Origin of the sequence: Haladaptatus sp. AB643 (assembly GCF_024136975.1) — an archaeon.
Lineage (GTDB): Archaea > Halobacteriota > Halobacteria > Halobacteriales > Haladaptataceae > Haladaptatus.
In genome coordinates this window covers 821,252-837,821 of record NZ_JAMYJW010000001.1, presented here as the reverse complement: position 1 = coordinate 837,821, position 16,570 = coordinate 821,252, and the positions used below count along the sequence as shown (strand labels likewise).

The following is a 16,570-nucleotide window of genomic DNA, read 5'->3' as shown; positions in this document are numbered from 1 at the left end:
GAACGATAGCGTTCGACAGTCGACCGTCGGGCCGGTAGGCTACCGTTGCCGCCGAACTACCGACAGAACGGTTACCGTGCTTTATTCGTGATGGCGTCGGATTCCATCCGGGATTCATGAACACGAAGCGGATCAGCCGACGAGGGGTACTTGCAGCGTCGGCCAGTGTGGTCGGGGTGTCGGGAATGGTCGATACGACGCGACCGACGAAAGCGGAGGGAACGAATGCGACGAGGGGGAATACCATCAATCACCTAGTCATTTTCGGCGGAAGTCCGAAAGCGGTCATCGAATACGAATTCTCGGTGAGCGGTCGTCTCCGGAAGAGTGGAAGCGGCGATGGCGCGCCCATCGCCGACCGATTCGTCACCATCGACGGGGAAGACCGTATTTCGAACCGGGGGCAACACGCCAGCGGCGCGATAGCCGGAGGCGGGGACGCCTATCGATTTACCGGACGAATCACTCGATTTCGGGTTTCGCTGTCGGCCAAGCGGCAGAACGAGGTCAAAATCTATCTCAACGGTCGTCGGGTCCGTCCGGACGAACTCGGCGATGCACCCGCCGCGAACACGCCCATAGAGTTTCTCGACTGCAACACTGCGCGAGTGAAAGGGTCCTTCCGGGGCGTCGAAATGAACACGAGTTTCTGGGACGAGACGGGTCTCGGGACGAACGTGTTGTTTCCGGGGCCGATCAGTGGAACGACCATCCTTCATCCGGCGGCGGCACACGACCCGTATCCGTTCGCCATCGACTCGGTGAGCCTCGACACGCGAAAGTTGGAGTACCCGGGGCAACCCGCGAAGTTCACGGCGGACAATCCGTACGCCGGGCCGTGGTGTCGGAAGGCGAAGGGACACCGGTCGCGGACCGGCAACGAATCGGGTGGGAAGGGTAAACGGGAATCGAACGAGAAGTCGGGGAAGCAGTCGGCACGTATCGAGTTCCTCGGCTGTGAGAAGGCGGTGGTGACTGGGAAGTTCGAGCGAGTGACCATCAACAGTTCGTGGTACGACTCGTCGGGGATCGCCACGTCGTACAGCGAAATCGGACCGGTGAGCGGTCGAACGCGGATCGACCGTTCGAACGTCGGTGACGTCGGCGAGTCGGGATTCGTCGTCGTGAACATCACCGCCTACGAGTCGGGGAACGGGAAGGCGACGATTTCGAAGCGAAACCCGAATACGAAGGCGTGTGATCGAAAGCTCAAGCAGGAGGCGACGACAACCGAGACGGAAACGGCGACAACGGAGACGACGACCGAAACAAAGACCCAAACGAAACGAGGGACGACACGACGGGAAACTGCCAACCCGACGACAACCCGACAGCGGGAGACCGGCGGGGAGACCAGTACGTCACGGGAGTCGAGTACGCCGGCGGAGAGCACGCCGAGCGACTCGCCTGACGCGCCGGACACCGGAGGCGGAACGGTAGGTGGCAGCGGAACGGCAGGTGGCAGCGGAACGGCAGGTGGCAGCGGAACGGCGAGCGGAGGCGGAACGAGCGGCGGGAACGACACCGAGTGAGTCGTCGCGGAAGGACTCCACGCGGGGATTCGTCACGACCCGAACGCTCGATCAGACCTCACCGATTCGGAGTACTGGTTTGATCGTCCGCCCCGCCTCCAAATCCTCGGCTGCCCGGTTGACGTCCTCGAAGTCGTAGAATTCCACGAGTTCGTCGAGCGGAAACCGACCTTGGCGGTAGAGATCGATGAGTCGGGGGATGAATACCTGTGGAATCGAATCGCCCTGCGAGATGCCGCGAATCGCTCGACCGCTCAAAATTCGACCCATATCGAGGTTCGGGTCCGGTTCGGTCGGCGCGCCACCGAGGAGTCCACAGGTCCCCGGAACGCGCGTCGCGTCCACGGCGGCCCGAACGACCGACGGAACGGAGGTCGTGTCCAAGGTGTTATCGACGCCGCCGTCGGTGATCGATCGGATTTCTCCGGAGAGATCGTCCGTGCTCCCGGCGTCGATAGTGTGGGTCGCGCCGAGACGGTTGGCCAGTTCGAGTCGCTCTTCGAGCAAGTCCACGGCGACGACGGTCGTACAACCGGACACGACCGCGCCCATCACGGCGCTCAGGCCGACAGCACCGACGCCGAAGATAGCGATCGACGTGCCCGCGTTCGGGTCGAGCGAGTTCATCACTGCGCCACATCCGGTCTGGATGCCGCACCCGAGGGGACCGAGCAGTTCGAGCGGAACGTCGTCCGGAACCCGAACGATCTGGCGCTCGTTGGCGATCGAGTGAGTCGAGAACGAGGACTGGCCGAAGAACAACCCGACGTTTTCCCCATTCCGGCGGAGCGGGGAGGACCCGTCCGAGCCGCGAACGCCATCGAAGTTGTACCGGGCGAACGCCGAACAGTAGGCCGGGTTACCTTCCGCACAGTTTCGACAGGTCCCGTCGGTATCGTAGCTCAACACCACGTGATCGCCGGGCGTGATGCTCGTCACGTCGTCACCGACTGCTTCGACCACCCCTGCGCCTTCGTGCCCGGGAACCGCTGGGATCGACGTTCCGAACCCACCGTCGCGGACGGCGATGTCCGCAGGACAGACGCCGGTCGCGACGATTCGAACCAGTACCTCGCCCGCTCTCGGTTCGTCGATGGAGAGTTCCTCGATGTGGAATCCGTCGGATTGCTCCGTCACGACGGCCGCTTTCACCTGCCGTTCCTTCATACCGATCCCGTCAGTCCGCCATCGACGCGGACGTTCTGCCCGGTCACGTAGCTCGCCGCTGGAGAGACCAGATACGCGACGGTATCCGCGATCTCTTCGGTCTTCGCGGGTCGTCCCATCGGAATTTTCGCTCGCGTCTCGTCGTCAACCTCGTAGCTGTCCACGAAGCCCGGAAGCACGGCGTTCATGCGGATGTCGTCGCTGGCAAAGCGGTCCGCGTAGAGCTTCGTGAAACTCCCGAGCGCGGCGCGGAGCACCGAGGAGACCGGAAACTCGGTGCTCGGTTCGAACGCCGAAAAGGTCGAGATGTTCACGATCGCACCGCCGCCCTCCTCGCGCATGACCGGCGTGACGAGCCGCGCGGTTCGAACCGCGTTCAGGAGGACGAGGTCCACCCCGTCGTGCCACTCCTCGTCCGAGATGTCGAGGAGGTCGCCGGTCGCCGGATGGCCCGTGTTGTTCACGAGCGCGTCGATACGACCGTAGCGCTCCGTTGCGGCCGTTACCAGTGCATCGAGGTCGTCCGGATCGGTCACCGAGCCCTCGAATCCGACGCCGCCGAGGTCCTCGGCCACATCGACCGCCGCACCGGATTTCGAGAGGAGGACTGGCGTGTAGCCATCGTCCGCGAGCCTTCGAGCGCACGCTTCGCCGATACCCCGCCCGGCGGCGGTGACGATCGCAACGGTTTCGGAATCCATGCCGGAGAGTCGTCGCGGACGACTTTGTCCCTTGGGGAAGCGGTGTAAAACGGGTTAGAGGGTGACGTGCCCGAGGTCGGCTTCCAACTCGTCCACGTACTCGTTGAACTCCGCGACGAAATCACGGAAGTCGTCGGCCAGTTCACGCACGTCCGGCGCGGAGGGCGGTTCGTACTGCGAGACGAGATACGTGCCGCCCTGACCGCCCACGCGGAGGTACGACGCCCTGCTCTCCTCGCGTTTCAACTCCCAGCGCTTGCCGTTGACGCGGGCCGTGAACGTCCCGTAGTCTACCCCATCGTAGCGGTGGAGTTCACCGGCCATCACGTCCGTAACTTCCCGAATCCGTCCGACGACGCGGTCCCGTTCGGAGACGATCGTGTCGGTCGATTCGACTGCGGGAAAGTCGGTTTCCACGTCGTCCAGCACGCCTTCCTTCGATCGAACGAATTCGTTGTACGCCCGGACGAACGCGTCGTAGTCCCGCATCGCCGTGGCGAGTTCGTCCGGGTCCGGCGGTTGCTGGGACGAGACGACGTAGGTTTCGCCGCCCGCTTTCCCTTTGAACCGAAGGTACTGAACCGTACCCGCTTCGTACTTCAGCGTCCACTTCCCGGCGTTCGTCTTGAACGTCTCTTGGCCGTAGTCCCCTCCCTGAAGCAACGCGAGTTCGCGCGCGACCGTGCCCGCGTGGTCCGTGACCGCGGCAACGACTTCGTCCCGCTGTCCCGCGATCTCCTCTGCACTTGCGACGTCGAAATCGACTCCCTCGGTCATGTTGATGGAGCTAGGAATGGGAGGGGGATAACGGTGGTGACTCGGTGATTCGAACCGCTCCGCTCGTCGGCGTCACTCGACGACGTGTGAGCACGAATGGATATGAATCGGAACTGTTACCGTAGGAACCGACAGACAATCGTGTCCATGTCACCCGACGACAGACCCATCGCGGAGGACGCCTACGATGAACTGGCGGAAGCGTACAGGGAGCACGAAGACGACCCCTACTGTTCGGATTTGGAATTTCCCGCGATGGTAGACCTCGTTCCGGAGGTGGACGGAAAACGGATCCTCGATGCGGGGTGCGGCTACGGTCGATACTCGGAGTGGTTGCTCGACCACGGAGCGGACGTCGTCGCTTTCGATACGAGTGAGAAGATGGTCGACGGGGCGAGAGAGCGCATCGGTGACCGGGCGACCGTTCTCCGAGCGGACATGGAACGGCCGCTCGACGTCGCGGACGACGACGCGTTCGACGGCGTCGTCAGCGGTCTTTCCCTCCATTATGTGGAGGACTGGCGGCGACCGTTCGCGGAGTTTTCCCGCCTCCTCCGACCGGGAGGGTTCCTCGCGTTTTCGGCCCATCATCCGCTCGATGACTACCTCGCGTACGAGGGCGTGAACTACTTCGAAACCGAACGGGAGCGAATGACGTGGACGAGTAATGGTGGAGACGTCGACGTCCCGTTCTATCACCGACCGTTTTCGGAAATCATCAATCCTCTCCTCGAAACCGGCTTCCAACTGGACGAACTGGTCGAACCCACTCCGACGGCGACGTTCGAGGGGAGAAAGCCGGAATCGTACGAAAAGCGGCTGAAGCGACCGACGTTCGTGTGTATTCGAGCGTCGAAACGGTAGAACACGGTTCGGCGGAAATCGTGTGTAAGCGCATGCAAAATGCTCCGCTCGTCGTTTTGAGAATGCGGGAAAGGTAGTGGGCCGGCGCGAATTCGAACTCGCCGAGACATGCTCACTTCGTTGCGCGTGCCTCGTCTGCTCAAATTCGCACCTCGCAACAAGCCGAAATGCACCGCTCAACAACGTAGAATGAGGGGTAGAAATGGGCCGGCGCGAATTCGAATCGCGGTTACGGCCACCCGAAGGCCGAAGGATACCAGGCTACCCCACCGGCCCGCATTCTGAAGATGGCGAGGGGTACCTTTAACGCTTCCGAAGTCAGGATATCTCCGCCGCTTCTTCCTCGACGTATTCGACGGCCTCCGTGGGGGTGTCGACCGGGTGAACGTTCGGCGCGTCGTGGGTCGTCAACCCGGCGGTCGGCCGGTCGAACACGCCCGCGAAACCGAGTTCGGAGAGCGTCCCCGACCCGCCGTCGATGGCGATGACCGCATCGCCGTTCATCACCACGAGAGAGTTCCGTCCGTGACCCAGTCCGGTCGCGATGGCCACGTCGACGTACGGATTCGCCGCGTCGCGGTCGGTCCCCGGCAGGATTCCGACCGTCCGTCCACCCGCAACCTGTGCGCCGCGACAGACGGCCTCCATGACGCCGCCGAGACCGCCACAGACGACGGTGTGGTCCCGCTCGGCGAGCAATCGGCCGACTTCCACCGCCAGTTCCGCTTCCGTCTCGGTGACGGTTCCGCCGCCGATAACGCTGACCCGCATGGTCAGTACTCCGTGTACCCCCGCGTGTCGAGATAGTTGTGTGCGACCGTCATCGCGTGGTCCCCGTGGAGGAGTTCCGGACCGAGTCGAACCCGTTCGTCGGACTCGTCGGCCAGCAGTTCCGCCTCCTCGTCCGTGAAGTCGCCGTGATCAGAGAGCACGAACAGCGGGTTCTCCGGCGGTTCGAGGTCGACGACGGGCGTTCCCTCTTCGTGGAGTTCGACGACGGTGGAATTCCGACTCGCCTCGGAGAGGATGGTTCCGAAGTCGCGCTTCGAGATGAACACGCCGGGCGTGCTCTCGGCTTCCATGTGACCGATGGCTTCCCCCTTCGCCTCCAGCGCTTTGCGGACGAGCGCCGCCGTGCTTCGCTCGTCGGGGTTGAGTCGGCGGAGTTCGCTCCCCTCGAAGCGAATCGTCAGTTCGTCCTGGAGGACGAGGAAGCATCGAACGTCGCTTCGAAAGTCGTGCGAGAGGAAAAACGCGCTGTTGACACACCGACAGAGGGCGTCGAGTCGCCCTGCTGCGCCCGCCAAGTCGTCCAGCGAGAAGTCGGGCGTCGTCGGGGCGTCGTGACCGAGAACGATGAACTGTCGCATACGGATAGTCGTCTCGGGGGGTGTAAGTCGCTTCTGAACGCGGGCGCGATCAGTCGCCCTCGCCGAAGTGTTCGTAGGCCCAGCCCGCAGTCGAGGTGAGCCGCTTCATATAGGCGATGAAAAACAGGAGAATCACTTCGGTCCACGTCAGCGTCGCCACCTCTGTCACGCTCTTGTAGAATCGAATCGGATGTGGGGGGAGATAGTTTCGCGGGTTGAGAACGCTCGGCTTCTTGACGCGGCTCGGGTGGTAGCGTTGCATCTGTGCTCGGCCACGACCCAGTCGGAAGTGCTTTTTCAGGAGCGACGTGAGCGACGAGCGAGCGGGGTGATACATCGTGATCGCGGGCTGGTAGTGCTGACCGAATCCGGCGTCGTACACCCGGTTGCCGAACTCCTGGTCCTCGCCGGAGAACAGACGCTCGTCAAGTTGCCGACTTCGTCGAACACTTCACGTCGGGTAAATAGACAGCCCGTTCCCGAGAACTGCTGTTCCTCGATATACTTCTGGATAGGAAAACCGAAGATCTGGTTGTACTTCGCGGTGAGGGTGTCCTTTCCGTCTTCGACGTAGATTTCGACGTTACAACCCATGTAGTCCCAATCGTTGGATTCCATCGACGCGATGGCGTGTTCGAGCCACGTTTCCTCGACGGTCATGTCGGCGTCGATGAACGCGAGGAGGGACCCCTCGGACTCGGCGACTCCCGTGTTACGGGCCGCGGCGGGACCCTGCACCTCGTCTTCGACAAGCAGCTGTACGAGATCGGGATACTGCTCTTCGTAACTCCTGATGACATCCCGCGTGTCGTCCGTGGAGCCGTTGTCCACGGCCAACACTTCGTACGCCGCTTTTGGATACGTCTGGTCGATGACGGCATCGAGCGTCATGCGAATGCCCCTCGGGTCGTTGTAGACCGGAATGATAACAGAGATAAACGGCGGCTCGGAAGGCATATCGTCACACTGCGTTAGCATGCATATAGCCCCTTCGGTTCCCCATATGCACAACGTACAATACTGCCGACACGACGTTGCATTCTAAACGGGCAAGGAATAAATCTTCCGCGGGACGGGTTCCCATGGGACACCATCGTCACATATTTTATTCATTTTCGAGGAGCAGGGGGAAGACGGCGGTGACGCTCGAAGTCGTGGACGCGATGTCCCGGGGACTGCTCGTCGTAATCGAACGACTACCAGCTACCGAATCCAGTTCCGATAACAGACAGTTAATTCCACTCCGAAACGAAACTCATCCGTTATTATTTCGGTTAATGACCATATAGTAAGGAGACATGTTTCGGTATCTGATGGTACGTCAGTCGAGTGATTCGAGATTGACGTTCACAGATCCAAAGGAAACCATGACAGTAGCTAACAACGGAAGTGAGCGATGAAACGAAATCGGGCACGAGTCGGATTAGTACTCGCCCTCCTCGTCGTCGTCTCGTCGATATCGTTCGTCGCGGCGACGGCACCGCAGTCGCCGACATCTGCGGACGACGGTTGGGCGTCCGACCGCGCCGATTCGGGACGAACCGGTGCGACGAACGATACGGGTCCGGCCCCGTACGCGACCGAGGACTGGAGCACACAGTTCGGTGCGCGTGCCGACTCGGGGGCGGCCGTCGTGAACGGAACGGCGTACGTATCGATGACGACCAACGCCGAACTGCCCGCCGAGGGATACGTCGTCGCGTACGACGCGGAAACCGGCGACCAACGCTGGAAGAGCACGACGGTCGGTGCGGCGACCGGCGCGCCCGCCGTCGCCAACGGGACCGTGTACGTCCAAACGCGCGGCACGCACGCCGATGATTACGACCACAACGGTGGTCTGTACGCCCTCGACGCGGACACCGGCGAAGTGCAGTGGCGCGTCAACAACTCCGCCCAAGCGAGTCCGATAGTCGCCGACGGCGTCGTCTACGTCGCAAACACGGCCTACGACGCGGAGACGGGTGACGAGCGCTGGTCCGCTTACGGCCAGCAAATAATCGGCGTCGTGAACGGGACTGCGTACGCACAGAACAGTACGACGATGTCGGCGATGGACGCGTCGAGCGGAGCGCTGAAGTGGAACGTGTCGAATCCCTATGCGACCGGGGACTTCGACAGCGCCGTGACGAGCGACCGCATCTACCTCACCGCCGAAACCGACGGTGACACACAACCCGTTTACGCGCTCTCGACCGACGACGGAAGCGTCGTCTGGACCCACTCGGTGGCACGCGCCGATAGCAACGAGAGGGACGAGATATCCGAACCGGCGGTCAAAGACGGTACGGTGTACGTCAGCACCCGTGGCGACGATCACGGGAGTGTGTACGCCCTCGACGCCGCAACCGGAGACGAGCAGTGGAGGTACGACACGGCGGCGGACCATCTGTCGGCACCGACGGCCGCCAACGACTCGGTGTACGTCGGCGGACGCCATTTCACCAGACACAGCGACAGACCGGCGTCGCCCGCCATCTACTCCATCGATGCGAGCACCGGCCAGGAACGATGGAACTACTCGGTTAGCGAGGCGAGCCCCCTCGTCCCGTACGCACCTGTCGTTGCCGACGGAAAGCTCTACGTGACCGTGCACGAGTGGCTCGGCGTGCTATCGGAGGAGAGCGAACTGCACGTCCTCGAATCGAGCGACCACAGGCCGTCGCTCGACCATCAAGTCGCGGAGGACGAGATGGACGCCCCGAGCGTCACCATCGAGACGTCGCCGAAGAACGCGGCAAACCGAACGTTCCACGGGAACCGCACCGTGACGCTCCACGCGAACGCATCGACGGCCGATACCGACGAAATCGTCAGCTACGAGTGGGATCTCGACGGCGACGGAGCGTACGAGACCACCGGCCAGAACGTCACGATCCACACGGACTTCTGCGATCAGCGGACCATCAGGGTCCGGGTCACCGACGACGACGGCCTCACGGATACCGACTCGATAACGCTCACTCGCGACTGATTTCCCCTTTCTTTTTTCGACGCAATCGGAAACCGGTTTACCGCGTGACTCCCACGGATGAGATATGGACGTACTTTCGGCGGCGCGGCGGGTCATCGCGGAGGATCCGGTGTGTGATGCCTGTCTCGGTCGCCAGTTCGCCGACCGAAGTTTCGGGCTGACGAACACCGATCGTGGCCACTCCCTCCGGGTTGCGGTCGCACTGGAGGACGACGAGGATTTCGAGGAACCCGACGAAGAGTGTTGGGTCTGTGAAGGACTCATCGACGAGTTCGATGCGTACGCGGAACAGGTCGCGGAGGCCCTCGCTGACGTCGAATTCGAGACGTATCAGGTCGGAACGCGGGCACCGCCGCTCGTGGAGGAGAACGAAATCCTGCTCCGCGAACTAGCGGATCTGCCCGAGGACACCGGTGAACTGTTCAAATCCGAATTCAACCGCGAGGTCGGCAAGCGCGTCGGACGACTCACCGACACGGAAGTCGATTTCGACCGCCCGGACGTGTTGGCGCTCCTCAACCTCGAACGCGGCGACGTGGACGTGCAGGTGAACCCCGCCTTCGTCTTCGGCCGCTATCGAAAGCTGGAACGGGACATCCCCCAGACGAAATGGCCCTGCCGCGAGTGCGGCGGGTCGGGCAAGCAACTCGCCGAAGGCGGCGGCGAGGAATCCTGTGACTACTGCGGCGGCAGCGGTTTCCTCTACGACGAGAGCGTCGAGCAACTGACGACGCCGCCCGTGCTGGAAGCCATGGACGGCAAGGAGGCCATCTTCCACGGTGCGGGCCGCGAGGACGTGGACGCCTTGATGCTCGGGACGGGACGCCCGTTCGCCATCGAGGTCAAGAAACCGCAACGGCGTCGCCCCGACACCGACGAACTCGAAACGGAGATCAACGAGTTCGCGGACGGAAAGGCGGAGGTTGACAGTCTCACCCTCGCCACGCACGACATGGTCGAGCGCGTGAAGGGCTTGGATGCGAGCAAGACCTACCGCGCGCAGGTGGAGTTCGACGAGGCCGTCACGGAGGAGGACCTCGCGGCCGCCATCGAGGAACTGGACGGCGCGACGGTCGATCAGTTCACCCCGAACCGAGTGGACCACCGCCGGGCCAACCTCACGCGTGTCCGCGAAGTCTACAGTATCGTGGGACACATGGACGACGAGCGTCACGGCGAAGTCGAAATCCACGGCGAGGGAGGCCTCTACATCAAGGAACTCATCAGCGGCGACGAAGGGCGCACTGAGCCGAGTTTGGCCGGACTACTGGGTGTCGGCGCGGAAGTCACGGCGCTGGACGTCGTCGCCGTCGAGGGCGAGGACGAGATATTCGGTCACGACGATTATCTGAAAGAGTAAATAGCGGGCAAGCGACAGTGGGGGCGTATTCCGGTCCAGCGAATCCGACTGATTTCGGTTTGAGAAGGTGCTTGGAAGTGGACTTTCTGTTATCCCTGGTCTGATAGTCCTCATTTTGACCCTTCTGTGATTTCAGTTGCCGAGGGACAGTCACCGAATCCCCCGCCCGCTACGCAAAGAGGTGTTTGATGGCTTAGCGATTGCAGTTCCCGAGAAGACGACCTCGACAGCCCCCGTCCGTTCGCGGTCGCTGTACAGGATATCCGCGCGACTGTTGCGGAGAGCGCGGATAGAGCCTACACAGACGACTAAACAAGCGCGACCGGACGGCCCCTTTCATCCACCCAACTACCACCGCAACTGCCCACACACCTCCCCAACCGACTCCCTCCGCCGCTCCTTTTCAGTCGCGGCGTCACTCATCCCTCGCGCGAGGGAATCGGCTGGGGAGGGTGTTGACGGTGCGGTAATTCATGCGGCTCGGTCGTTGTAGTCCGAGAGGAAATAGCGATGTCTTGTCGTAATTCGAGACTTGCAACCACAGAGAAGGTCCAAATCCGTCTCGTAGCGAACAGCCGAAAGCTTTCGAGGTCTATCGCCGTCGGTAAATCAGAAACGACCATGGTGTCCCACTCCCATCGTCCGGTCGTGTTCGGTGTAGACGAAGCGGGGCGCGGGCCGGTGTTGGGGTCGATGTTCGCCGCGGCAGTCGCGGTTGACGACCCCGCGGCCCTCCCCGACGGCATGGACGACTCGAAGAACCTCTCGCCGGAGCGCCGGGAGGCGCTCGCGGCGGCGATTCGCGCGGACGAATCCATCTCGGTCGGCGTCGCCGAAATCACGACGGAGCGGATCGACGACCCCGAGAGCGACATGAACACGCTGACCGTCGCGGCACACGTCGAGGCGATTTCGCGGGTCGCCGCCGACGAAAACGGAAACTGCTCGCGGGGAATCGTGGACGCCTGTGACACCAGCGAAGCGCGATTCGCCCGGCGGGTTGCGGCGGGCGTCGAGGAACGGGGAGGAATCGAGGGTGCGGTCGAAATCGAGGCGGAGCACGGGGCGGACGAGACCCACGCCATCGTCGGCGCGGCGAGCATCGTCGCCAAGGTCGAGCGGGACGCGCACGTCGCGCGACTCGCCGAGAAACACGGCGCGGTCGGCAGCGGCTACCCGAGCGATCCCAACACCCGAGAATTCCTGCGCGAGTACGTCGAAGCCAACGGTGAACTGCCTGGCTGTGCCCGCGCCTCGTGGCGGACGAGCAAGGACGTACTGGCCGCCCGAGAACAGTCGGGACTCGACCAGTTCTGATTTTCGACGGTCATTTGCCGACCAGCGTGGATATGGCTCGTTTGAGCGGTGCGGTTTTCGAGGGCGCATACTCTCCGACGAGGTTCGTCAGGTCGCGGCGGAACGGTCCCGGATCGTCCCGGGAGAAGTAATCGAAGTTCGGGTCCGTGGCCAGCGAGAACAGGACGCGAGCGACGGCGCTGGGAACCGACGGGCGTTCGACGTGGTCGTAATCGTCACGAAGCAGGCTGACGAGGTAGACGAGTTCACCCCGAAGGATGTGGCTCCCCGTGCCGACCGTGTAGCCGTAATCCGGTTTTCGAACCGCGTTCGCGAGTTGATAGTAGCGATACGGGAAGTCCACGCCCGCGTGGACCGCGAGTTGCAACGAACCCCAGAAGCGCGGGTTCACTTCGAGTAGCTTGAACCCGCCGTCGCGCGGGTCGTGGCGGAACTCGACCATCGCGGGGCCGTGCCAGTCGAGCGCCGACAGGAGCCGAACGCCCTGCTCGTGAAGCGTGGGTATCGACACGGCCCGCCGAAAGACGCTCGCACCGCCGGAGTAGGTGTAGCTCCGGATTCGCTGGTGCTGGAAGGTGACGACCGGTTCGCCGTGGTCGAAGAGGGCGAAAAAGCCGTACTCCGTCCCGTCGGGGATGCACTCCTGGACGATTGGGACGTGGCCCATCTCGGCGATCAGGCGGTCCTCGTCGGGGGTATCGAGTTCGTCCGGATCGCCGGAGATGAACCGCACGCCCGGATACTGCGTTCGGTTGTCGCGGACGAGCACGGTGTACCGGGATTTCACGACCGTATCGTCGCGCCAGTCGTCCCACTCCGTGAGGAGCTTCGTCTCCGGAATCGGAATCCCGACCTCCTCTGCCCGCTGAAACAACTGGTTCCTGTCGCGGGCGGAGTCCATCGTCTCGAAGTCGGGCCACGGCGTGGCGACGTGCTCCGCGAATCGCTCCCGGTATTTCGAGAGGACGTAGCTCTCGGGTTCCCGGAGCGGAACGATGGTCTCCACGTCGGGCCGTTCCGCGAGCGATAGCAACCCGTCCCGATAGCCCTCGATGTCGTCGGTCGGTGCGGGAAGGGACGCGCGTTCGTCGACGTACTTCGACGCGAACGCGGGCGAGTCGGGGGATTCGGAAGCCGCGATGACGGGGATTCCCTTCCGACCGAGCGAACGGATACACGCGAGGCTGCTTCCCGCCGCGATGGCCGGGACGACGACGCTCATGCGCTCCGGTCCTCCGCCCGCGTTCCCTCCTTCGTGACTTTCCCATTCACCACGTCGTTTTCGCCTACCTCGCTTTCCCCGTCTTCGACGGTTGCCAGAAACGCATCCACCGCGCCCGTGACTTCGCCATACACCCGCCGGAACGTGGCCCGGTCGGCGTCGTACGGGTCCTCGATTTCGAACACCGGGGAGGTGTCGAACGACCGCACGAAGTAGGCTTTTTCGAGTGCGTCGGGGTAGTCACGTTTGAGATACCAGTAGTTCCACGCGTCCATGAGCAGGACGAGGTCGCTCTCGCGCAACATGATCTCGTCCACGCACTGCGAACGGTGATCGGACAAATCGACACCGAGTTCTCCTGCGGCGGCGACCGCCGCGTCGGGACTCGACCGGCCTTCCTTTTCGATGAATCCGGCCGAGCGAACGGTCGAGCAGTCGAACTCCGTCGTTTGCAGTCGCTCCCGAAGATACCGCTCGGCGAGCGGACTGCGACAGATGTTTCCGAGGCAGAGAAACAGAACCGCCGGTTCGGGAGGAAGCGACCGTACCGCCTGCGCCGTGTCTCGTGGGTGAGCGTCCGGCCGCAGACGCAGCCGCTCCATCTCCACGGCGACCCGTCGTCTGCCGTGCTGGAGGTATTCCAACATCGTCCCCGGTTCGACGCTGTGGCGGTTATAAGGAAAGCATCGTTTCGGGAGTAGACGGTGCCTACGGTGGCCGTAGGTGATGAATACTGAATCCGATGAGGCCGAAAAAAGTCGCGTTTCGGTCGGGTTATCTGTCCGTCAGCAGGTAGCGCAGGATGTCACCGTACGCCGGTCGCGTCACCAGCACGCCGATGAGGACGCCGAGGATGGTGATGAGGGCGAACCCTTGCAGGTCGCCGAGCGAGAGGACTGCCAGCGGACTCATGGCGATGATGGTCGTCGCGGCGGCGGCCCCGATGACCCAGAACGCCTTGCGGAAGCGCGACTGGAAGACGCGCGAGGAACTGACTTTTCCTTCGCTCATCACCTCGTCGGCGATGATGATGAGGTCGTCCACCCCGGTCCCGATGACCGCGATGAATCCCGCGATGTGCGAGAGGTCGAGCGGCAAACTGATCGCCGCGGCGAAGCCGAGCAGGATGAACACCTCAGAGAGGGCGGTCAGGATCATCGGCAAGGCGACTTCCTTCTTCCCGTAGCGGATGAAGACGACGCCGCTGACGGCGAGCACCGCCGCGATACCCGCGAGGAGCGAGTAGAGTTTGAACTGACTCGCCAGACTCGGCGCGAGGTAGGTCGTCGAACCCGCCTGCGTGTCGAGCGAGGCGGGAAGTGCACCGGCCTGCAGGTTGATCTGGATCTTACGCGCCTCGGAGGCGTTGTGACCGGTCGTGATCGTGAACGTCGGGTTGTTTTGGAAGTCGCCGCTGTTGATGGAGTTTGCGAGATTACCCATACTCACCCCGGACACTATTTTCCCGTCAGTTTCCGTGTAGAGACAGTATCCCGCCTCGTCCGGGGATTTTGCTGGATAGTTACAGGTCCCGACTCCCTCCGAACTGGTGAATCCGCGATCCTTCATCACCTTGGAGAAGTACTTCGCACCGCCGTCGGTGAGCGAGACGCTGACGCCCCACGTTTGGTCCCGCTGGCTCTGTTGTGCAGGCCCGACGTTGGTGATGTTCTGTTTGGTGATCACCGTCGTGTTCGCGGAACCGTTGTCCGTCGGATAGTGGGCGACGATGGACACTTGACCGCGGTGAGTGACCAAGTCCCGCATCTCCGACTCGTTCGCGTTCGGCATCTCGATCTGGATGTAGTGGTCACCGTTCGCGGCCGTGACCTGTTGGACGCGGCCACCGGCGAGTCCGGCCTTCGAAATCTTGTCGCTCAACACCTTGACGATCTCCGAGCGCGTCTGTGCGGTCACACCCTGTCGAACGGTGCCATGCTTGATGTTCGCGCCGTCGAGCGCGGATGTCAGCTGTGCCGGTTTGACGTTCTTCGAGTACACTTCGACGGTACCGACGGTCGCAGACTGCGTGGCCCGGAACTTCACGTCCGCCTGGCCGACGCCCTTGATGTTGTTGGCGATGCTCTTCTGGAGGTCGGTTTGGGACGTTCCGTTGGCGATGTGTACCTGTTCGGCGGTGACGCCGTTGACCGGCGCGCGGATTCGCGTCCCGCCCGCCAGTTCGAGTCCGTACTTCAGGTTGGTCGGACCGGAAGAGGTGGCGTTTGCGGAAAGGCTGTTACTGTTCCCACCCTGCGGGACGAAGAGCGCGAACGCGCTCCCGAGCAGGAGGATGAGGAGCAACCCGGTACGCCAATGGTCGCGGATGCTCATCGCGCCACCCCTTCGTATTTGTACCAGCGAAGGAGGCTCAAGTTGAGCATGTAGGTGTTCATGAGGTCGGTCGCCAGTCCCATCACGAGGATGACACCGATGGACGTGAGAAGCCCAATCTGGAAGAAGGCGGACACGAGGGTCATCACGGCCATCGCGGCGAGCGAGGTGACCGTCATCGTCACACCGGTTCGCATCGCGCGGTAGGTGCTCTCGTAGAAGTCACCCGAACGCCGGAGAACGTGGTTGTTGAGCAGGATGTCCGAGTCCACGCTGTAACCGATGAGCATCAGGAGCGCGGCGACGGTACCCAGTGAAAGCTTGATGCCGAACACGTCCATCAACGCGAGCGGAATCACGATGTCGCCGAACGCGGAGATGACGACGGCGATGGAGGGGACGAACGAGCGGAACATCAGGAAGACGATAACGCTCATCCCCACGAACGCCGCGACGATACCGTACAGCGCGAGTTGCTGGGCACCTGCCCCGAAGTTCGCGGACGTACTCTGCTTCGAGAGTATCTCGTACCCGTTACTCTGTGCCTGATTCGTCAACGAATTCGTATCAGTACTTTGGAACGTGACGATGTACACGTTGTTTTGCGATGCCGACGGCGTCACCGACGCGACCTGAGAATCGAACGACGTCTCGATATGATGTTGGGACGCGGTCGTCTGAATTCTCATTTCCGTTCCGCCTGTAAAATCGATGCCGGGCGTCACTGGTGCGCCGGTTGCCATGTACCAACCGGCGAGGACAAGCAACGCCAGCATGAGAATGGCGAGGGGAACCCCCGCTAATTGCCGATTCGAGTACCGGGTGTAATCGACCTCCGGTACTTGAAACTCTACCATAACGGATGGGTCCGGGACGGCCCTGAATAAGCTTTCTTAATTACTACGGCCAAAACAGTCATGCGAAACGGGAGTGTAAAGGGGAAAAAGTCGTA

The 16,570-nt window shown here is 62.4% G+C and carries 16 protein-coding genes and 1 tRNA gene; 5 read left to right on the top strand and 12 right to left on the bottom strand.

What is annotated here, in order from left to right; translation table 11 throughout:
- The first annotated feature begins 116 nt into the window (after nt 1-116).
- A complete protein-coding gene (locus tag NKF25_RS04290) occupies nt 117-1,532 on the top strand; it encodes a hypothetical protein (protein ID WP_253225465.1) in 1,416 nt (471 codons plus the stop codon).
- Between the two features lie 51 nt (nt 1,533-1,583).
- On the opposite strand, the gene NKF25_RS04285 is transcribed toward NKF25_RS04290, so the two are convergent.
- The 3 genes from NKF25_RS04285 to NKF25_RS04275 are packed head-to-tail and all read right to left on the bottom strand — an operon-like array spanning nt 1,584 to nt 4,177.
- Entirely contained in the window at nt 1,584-2,699 is a 1,116-nt protein-coding gene (locus NKF25_RS04285) for an NAD(P)-dependent alcohol dehydrogenase (RefSeq protein ID WP_253225464.1), read from the bottom strand.
- On the bottom strand, nt 2,696-3,400 hold the full coding sequence (locus NKF25_RS04280) for an SDR family oxidoreductase (protein WP_253225463.1): 705 nt from the start codon (nt 3,398-3,400) through the stop codon (nt 2,696-2,698). The genes NKF25_RS04285 and NKF25_RS04280 overlap by 4 nt, the downstream gene beginning before the upstream one ends.
- Nucleotides 3,401-3,454: 54 nt before the next feature.
- Nucleotides 3,455-4,177 carry a hypothetical protein gene (locus NKF25_RS04275; RefSeq protein ID WP_253225462.1) on the bottom strand — a complete coding sequence of 241 codons (723 nt, stop codon included), beginning with the start codon at nt 4,175-4,177 and terminating at the stop codon, nt 3,455-3,457.
- A gap of 147 nt (nt 4,178-4,324) precedes the next feature.
- On the opposite strand from NKF25_RS04275, the gene NKF25_RS04270 reads away from it, so the two are divergent.
- A complete protein-coding gene (locus tag NKF25_RS04270) occupies nt 4,325-5,041 on the top strand; it encodes a class I SAM-dependent methyltransferase (protein ID WP_253225461.1) in 717 nt (238 codons plus the stop codon).
- Between the two features lie 203 nt (nt 5,042-5,244).
- Here the strand turns inward: NKF25_RS04270 and NKF25_RS04265 are convergent.
- The 5 genes from NKF25_RS04265 to NKF25_RS04245 form a co-directional block, all read right to left on the bottom strand.
- Nucleotides 5,245-5,317 (bottom strand) — tRNA-Pro (locus NKF25_RS04265).
- Nucleotides 5,318-5,359: 42 nt separating this feature from the next.
- Nucleotides 5,360-5,812 carry a TIGR00725 family protein gene (locus NKF25_RS04260; RefSeq protein WP_253225460.1) on the bottom strand — a complete coding sequence of 151 codons (453 nt, stop codon included), beginning with the start codon at nt 5,810-5,812 and terminating at the stop codon, nt 5,360-5,362.
- Nucleotides 5,813-5,814: 2 nt separating this feature from the next.
- Nucleotides 5,815-6,411: a tRNA (pseudouridine(54)-N(1))-methyltransferase TrmY gene (trmY, locus tag NKF25_RS04255; protein WP_253225459.1), complete on the bottom strand. Its 597-nt coding sequence runs from the start codon at nt 6,409-6,411 to the stop codon at nt 5,815-5,817.
- 49 nt (nt 6,412-6,460) lie between these two features.
- A complete protein-coding gene (locus NKF25_RS04250) occupies nt 6,461-6,673 on the bottom strand; it encodes a hypothetical protein (protein WP_253225458.1) in 213 nt (70 codons plus the stop codon).
- A 35-nt stretch (nt 6,674-6,708) separates the two neighbouring features.
- Nucleotides 6,709-7,302, bottom strand: a complete 594-nt coding sequence (locus NKF25_RS04245; RefSeq protein WP_253225457.1) for a glycosyltransferase — start codon at nt 7,300-7,302, stop codon at nt 6,709-6,711.
- 505 nt (nt 7,303-7,807) lie between these two features.
- On the opposite strand from NKF25_RS04245, the gene NKF25_RS04240 reads away from it, so the two are divergent.
- The 3 genes from NKF25_RS04240 to rnhB all read left to right on the top strand — a co-directional run bounded on the left by NKF25_RS04240 (nt 7,808) and on the right by rnhB (nt 12,062).
- Nucleotides 7,808-9,385 carry a PQQ-binding-like beta-propeller repeat protein gene (locus tag NKF25_RS04240; RefSeq protein ID WP_253225456.1) on the top strand — a complete coding sequence of 526 codons (1,578 nt, stop codon included), beginning with the start codon at nt 7,808-7,810 and terminating at the stop codon, nt 9,383-9,385.
- A 64-nt stretch (nt 9,386-9,449) separates the two neighbouring features.
- Nucleotides 9,450-10,745: a tRNA pseudouridine(54/55) synthase Pus10 gene (locus NKF25_RS04235; RefSeq protein WP_253225455.1), complete on the top strand. Its 1,296-nt coding sequence runs from the start codon at nt 9,450-9,452 to the stop codon at nt 10,743-10,745.
- Between the two features lie 621 nt (nt 10,746-11,366).
- Nucleotides 11,367-12,062 carry a ribonuclease HII gene (gene rnhB / locus NKF25_RS04230; protein WP_253225454.1) on the top strand — a complete coding sequence of 232 codons (696 nt, stop codon included), beginning with the start codon at nt 11,367-11,369 and terminating at the stop codon, nt 12,060-12,062.
- A gap of 10 nt (nt 12,063-12,072) precedes the next feature.
- Here the strand turns inward: rnhB and NKF25_RS04225 are convergent, their stop codons facing one another.
- The 4 genes from NKF25_RS04225 to secF all read right to left on the bottom strand — a co-directional run bounded on the left by NKF25_RS04225 (nt 12,073) and on the right by secF (nt 16,475).
- The gene (locus NKF25_RS04225; RefSeq protein ID WP_253225453.1) at nt 12,073-13,284 is read right to left on the bottom strand and encodes an ATP-grasp domain-containing protein; all 1,212 of its coding nucleotides are present in this window, start codon (nt 13,282-13,284) and stop codon (nt 12,073-12,075) included.
- On the bottom strand, nt 13,281-13,931 hold the full coding sequence (locus NKF25_RS04220) for a low molecular weight phosphotyrosine protein phosphatase (protein ID WP_253225452.1): 651 nt from the start codon (nt 13,929-13,931) through the stop codon (nt 13,281-13,283). Before NKF25_RS04220 ends, NKF25_RS04225 begins: the two co-directional genes overlap by 4 nt.
- Before the next feature lie 127 nt (nt 13,932-14,058).
- A complete protein-coding gene (locus NKF25_RS04215; RefSeq protein ID WP_253225451.1) occupies nt 14,059-15,618 on the bottom strand; it encodes a preprotein translocase subunit SecD in 1,560 nt (519 codons plus the stop codon).
- Nucleotides 15,615-16,475 carry a protein translocase subunit SecF gene (gene secF, locus NKF25_RS04210; protein WP_253225450.1) on the bottom strand — a complete coding sequence of 287 codons (861 nt, stop codon included), beginning with the start codon at nt 16,473-16,475 and terminating at the stop codon, nt 15,615-15,617. The genes NKF25_RS04215 and secF overlap by 4 nt, the downstream gene beginning before the upstream one ends.
- Nucleotides 16,476-16,570 lie beyond the last annotated feature (95 nt).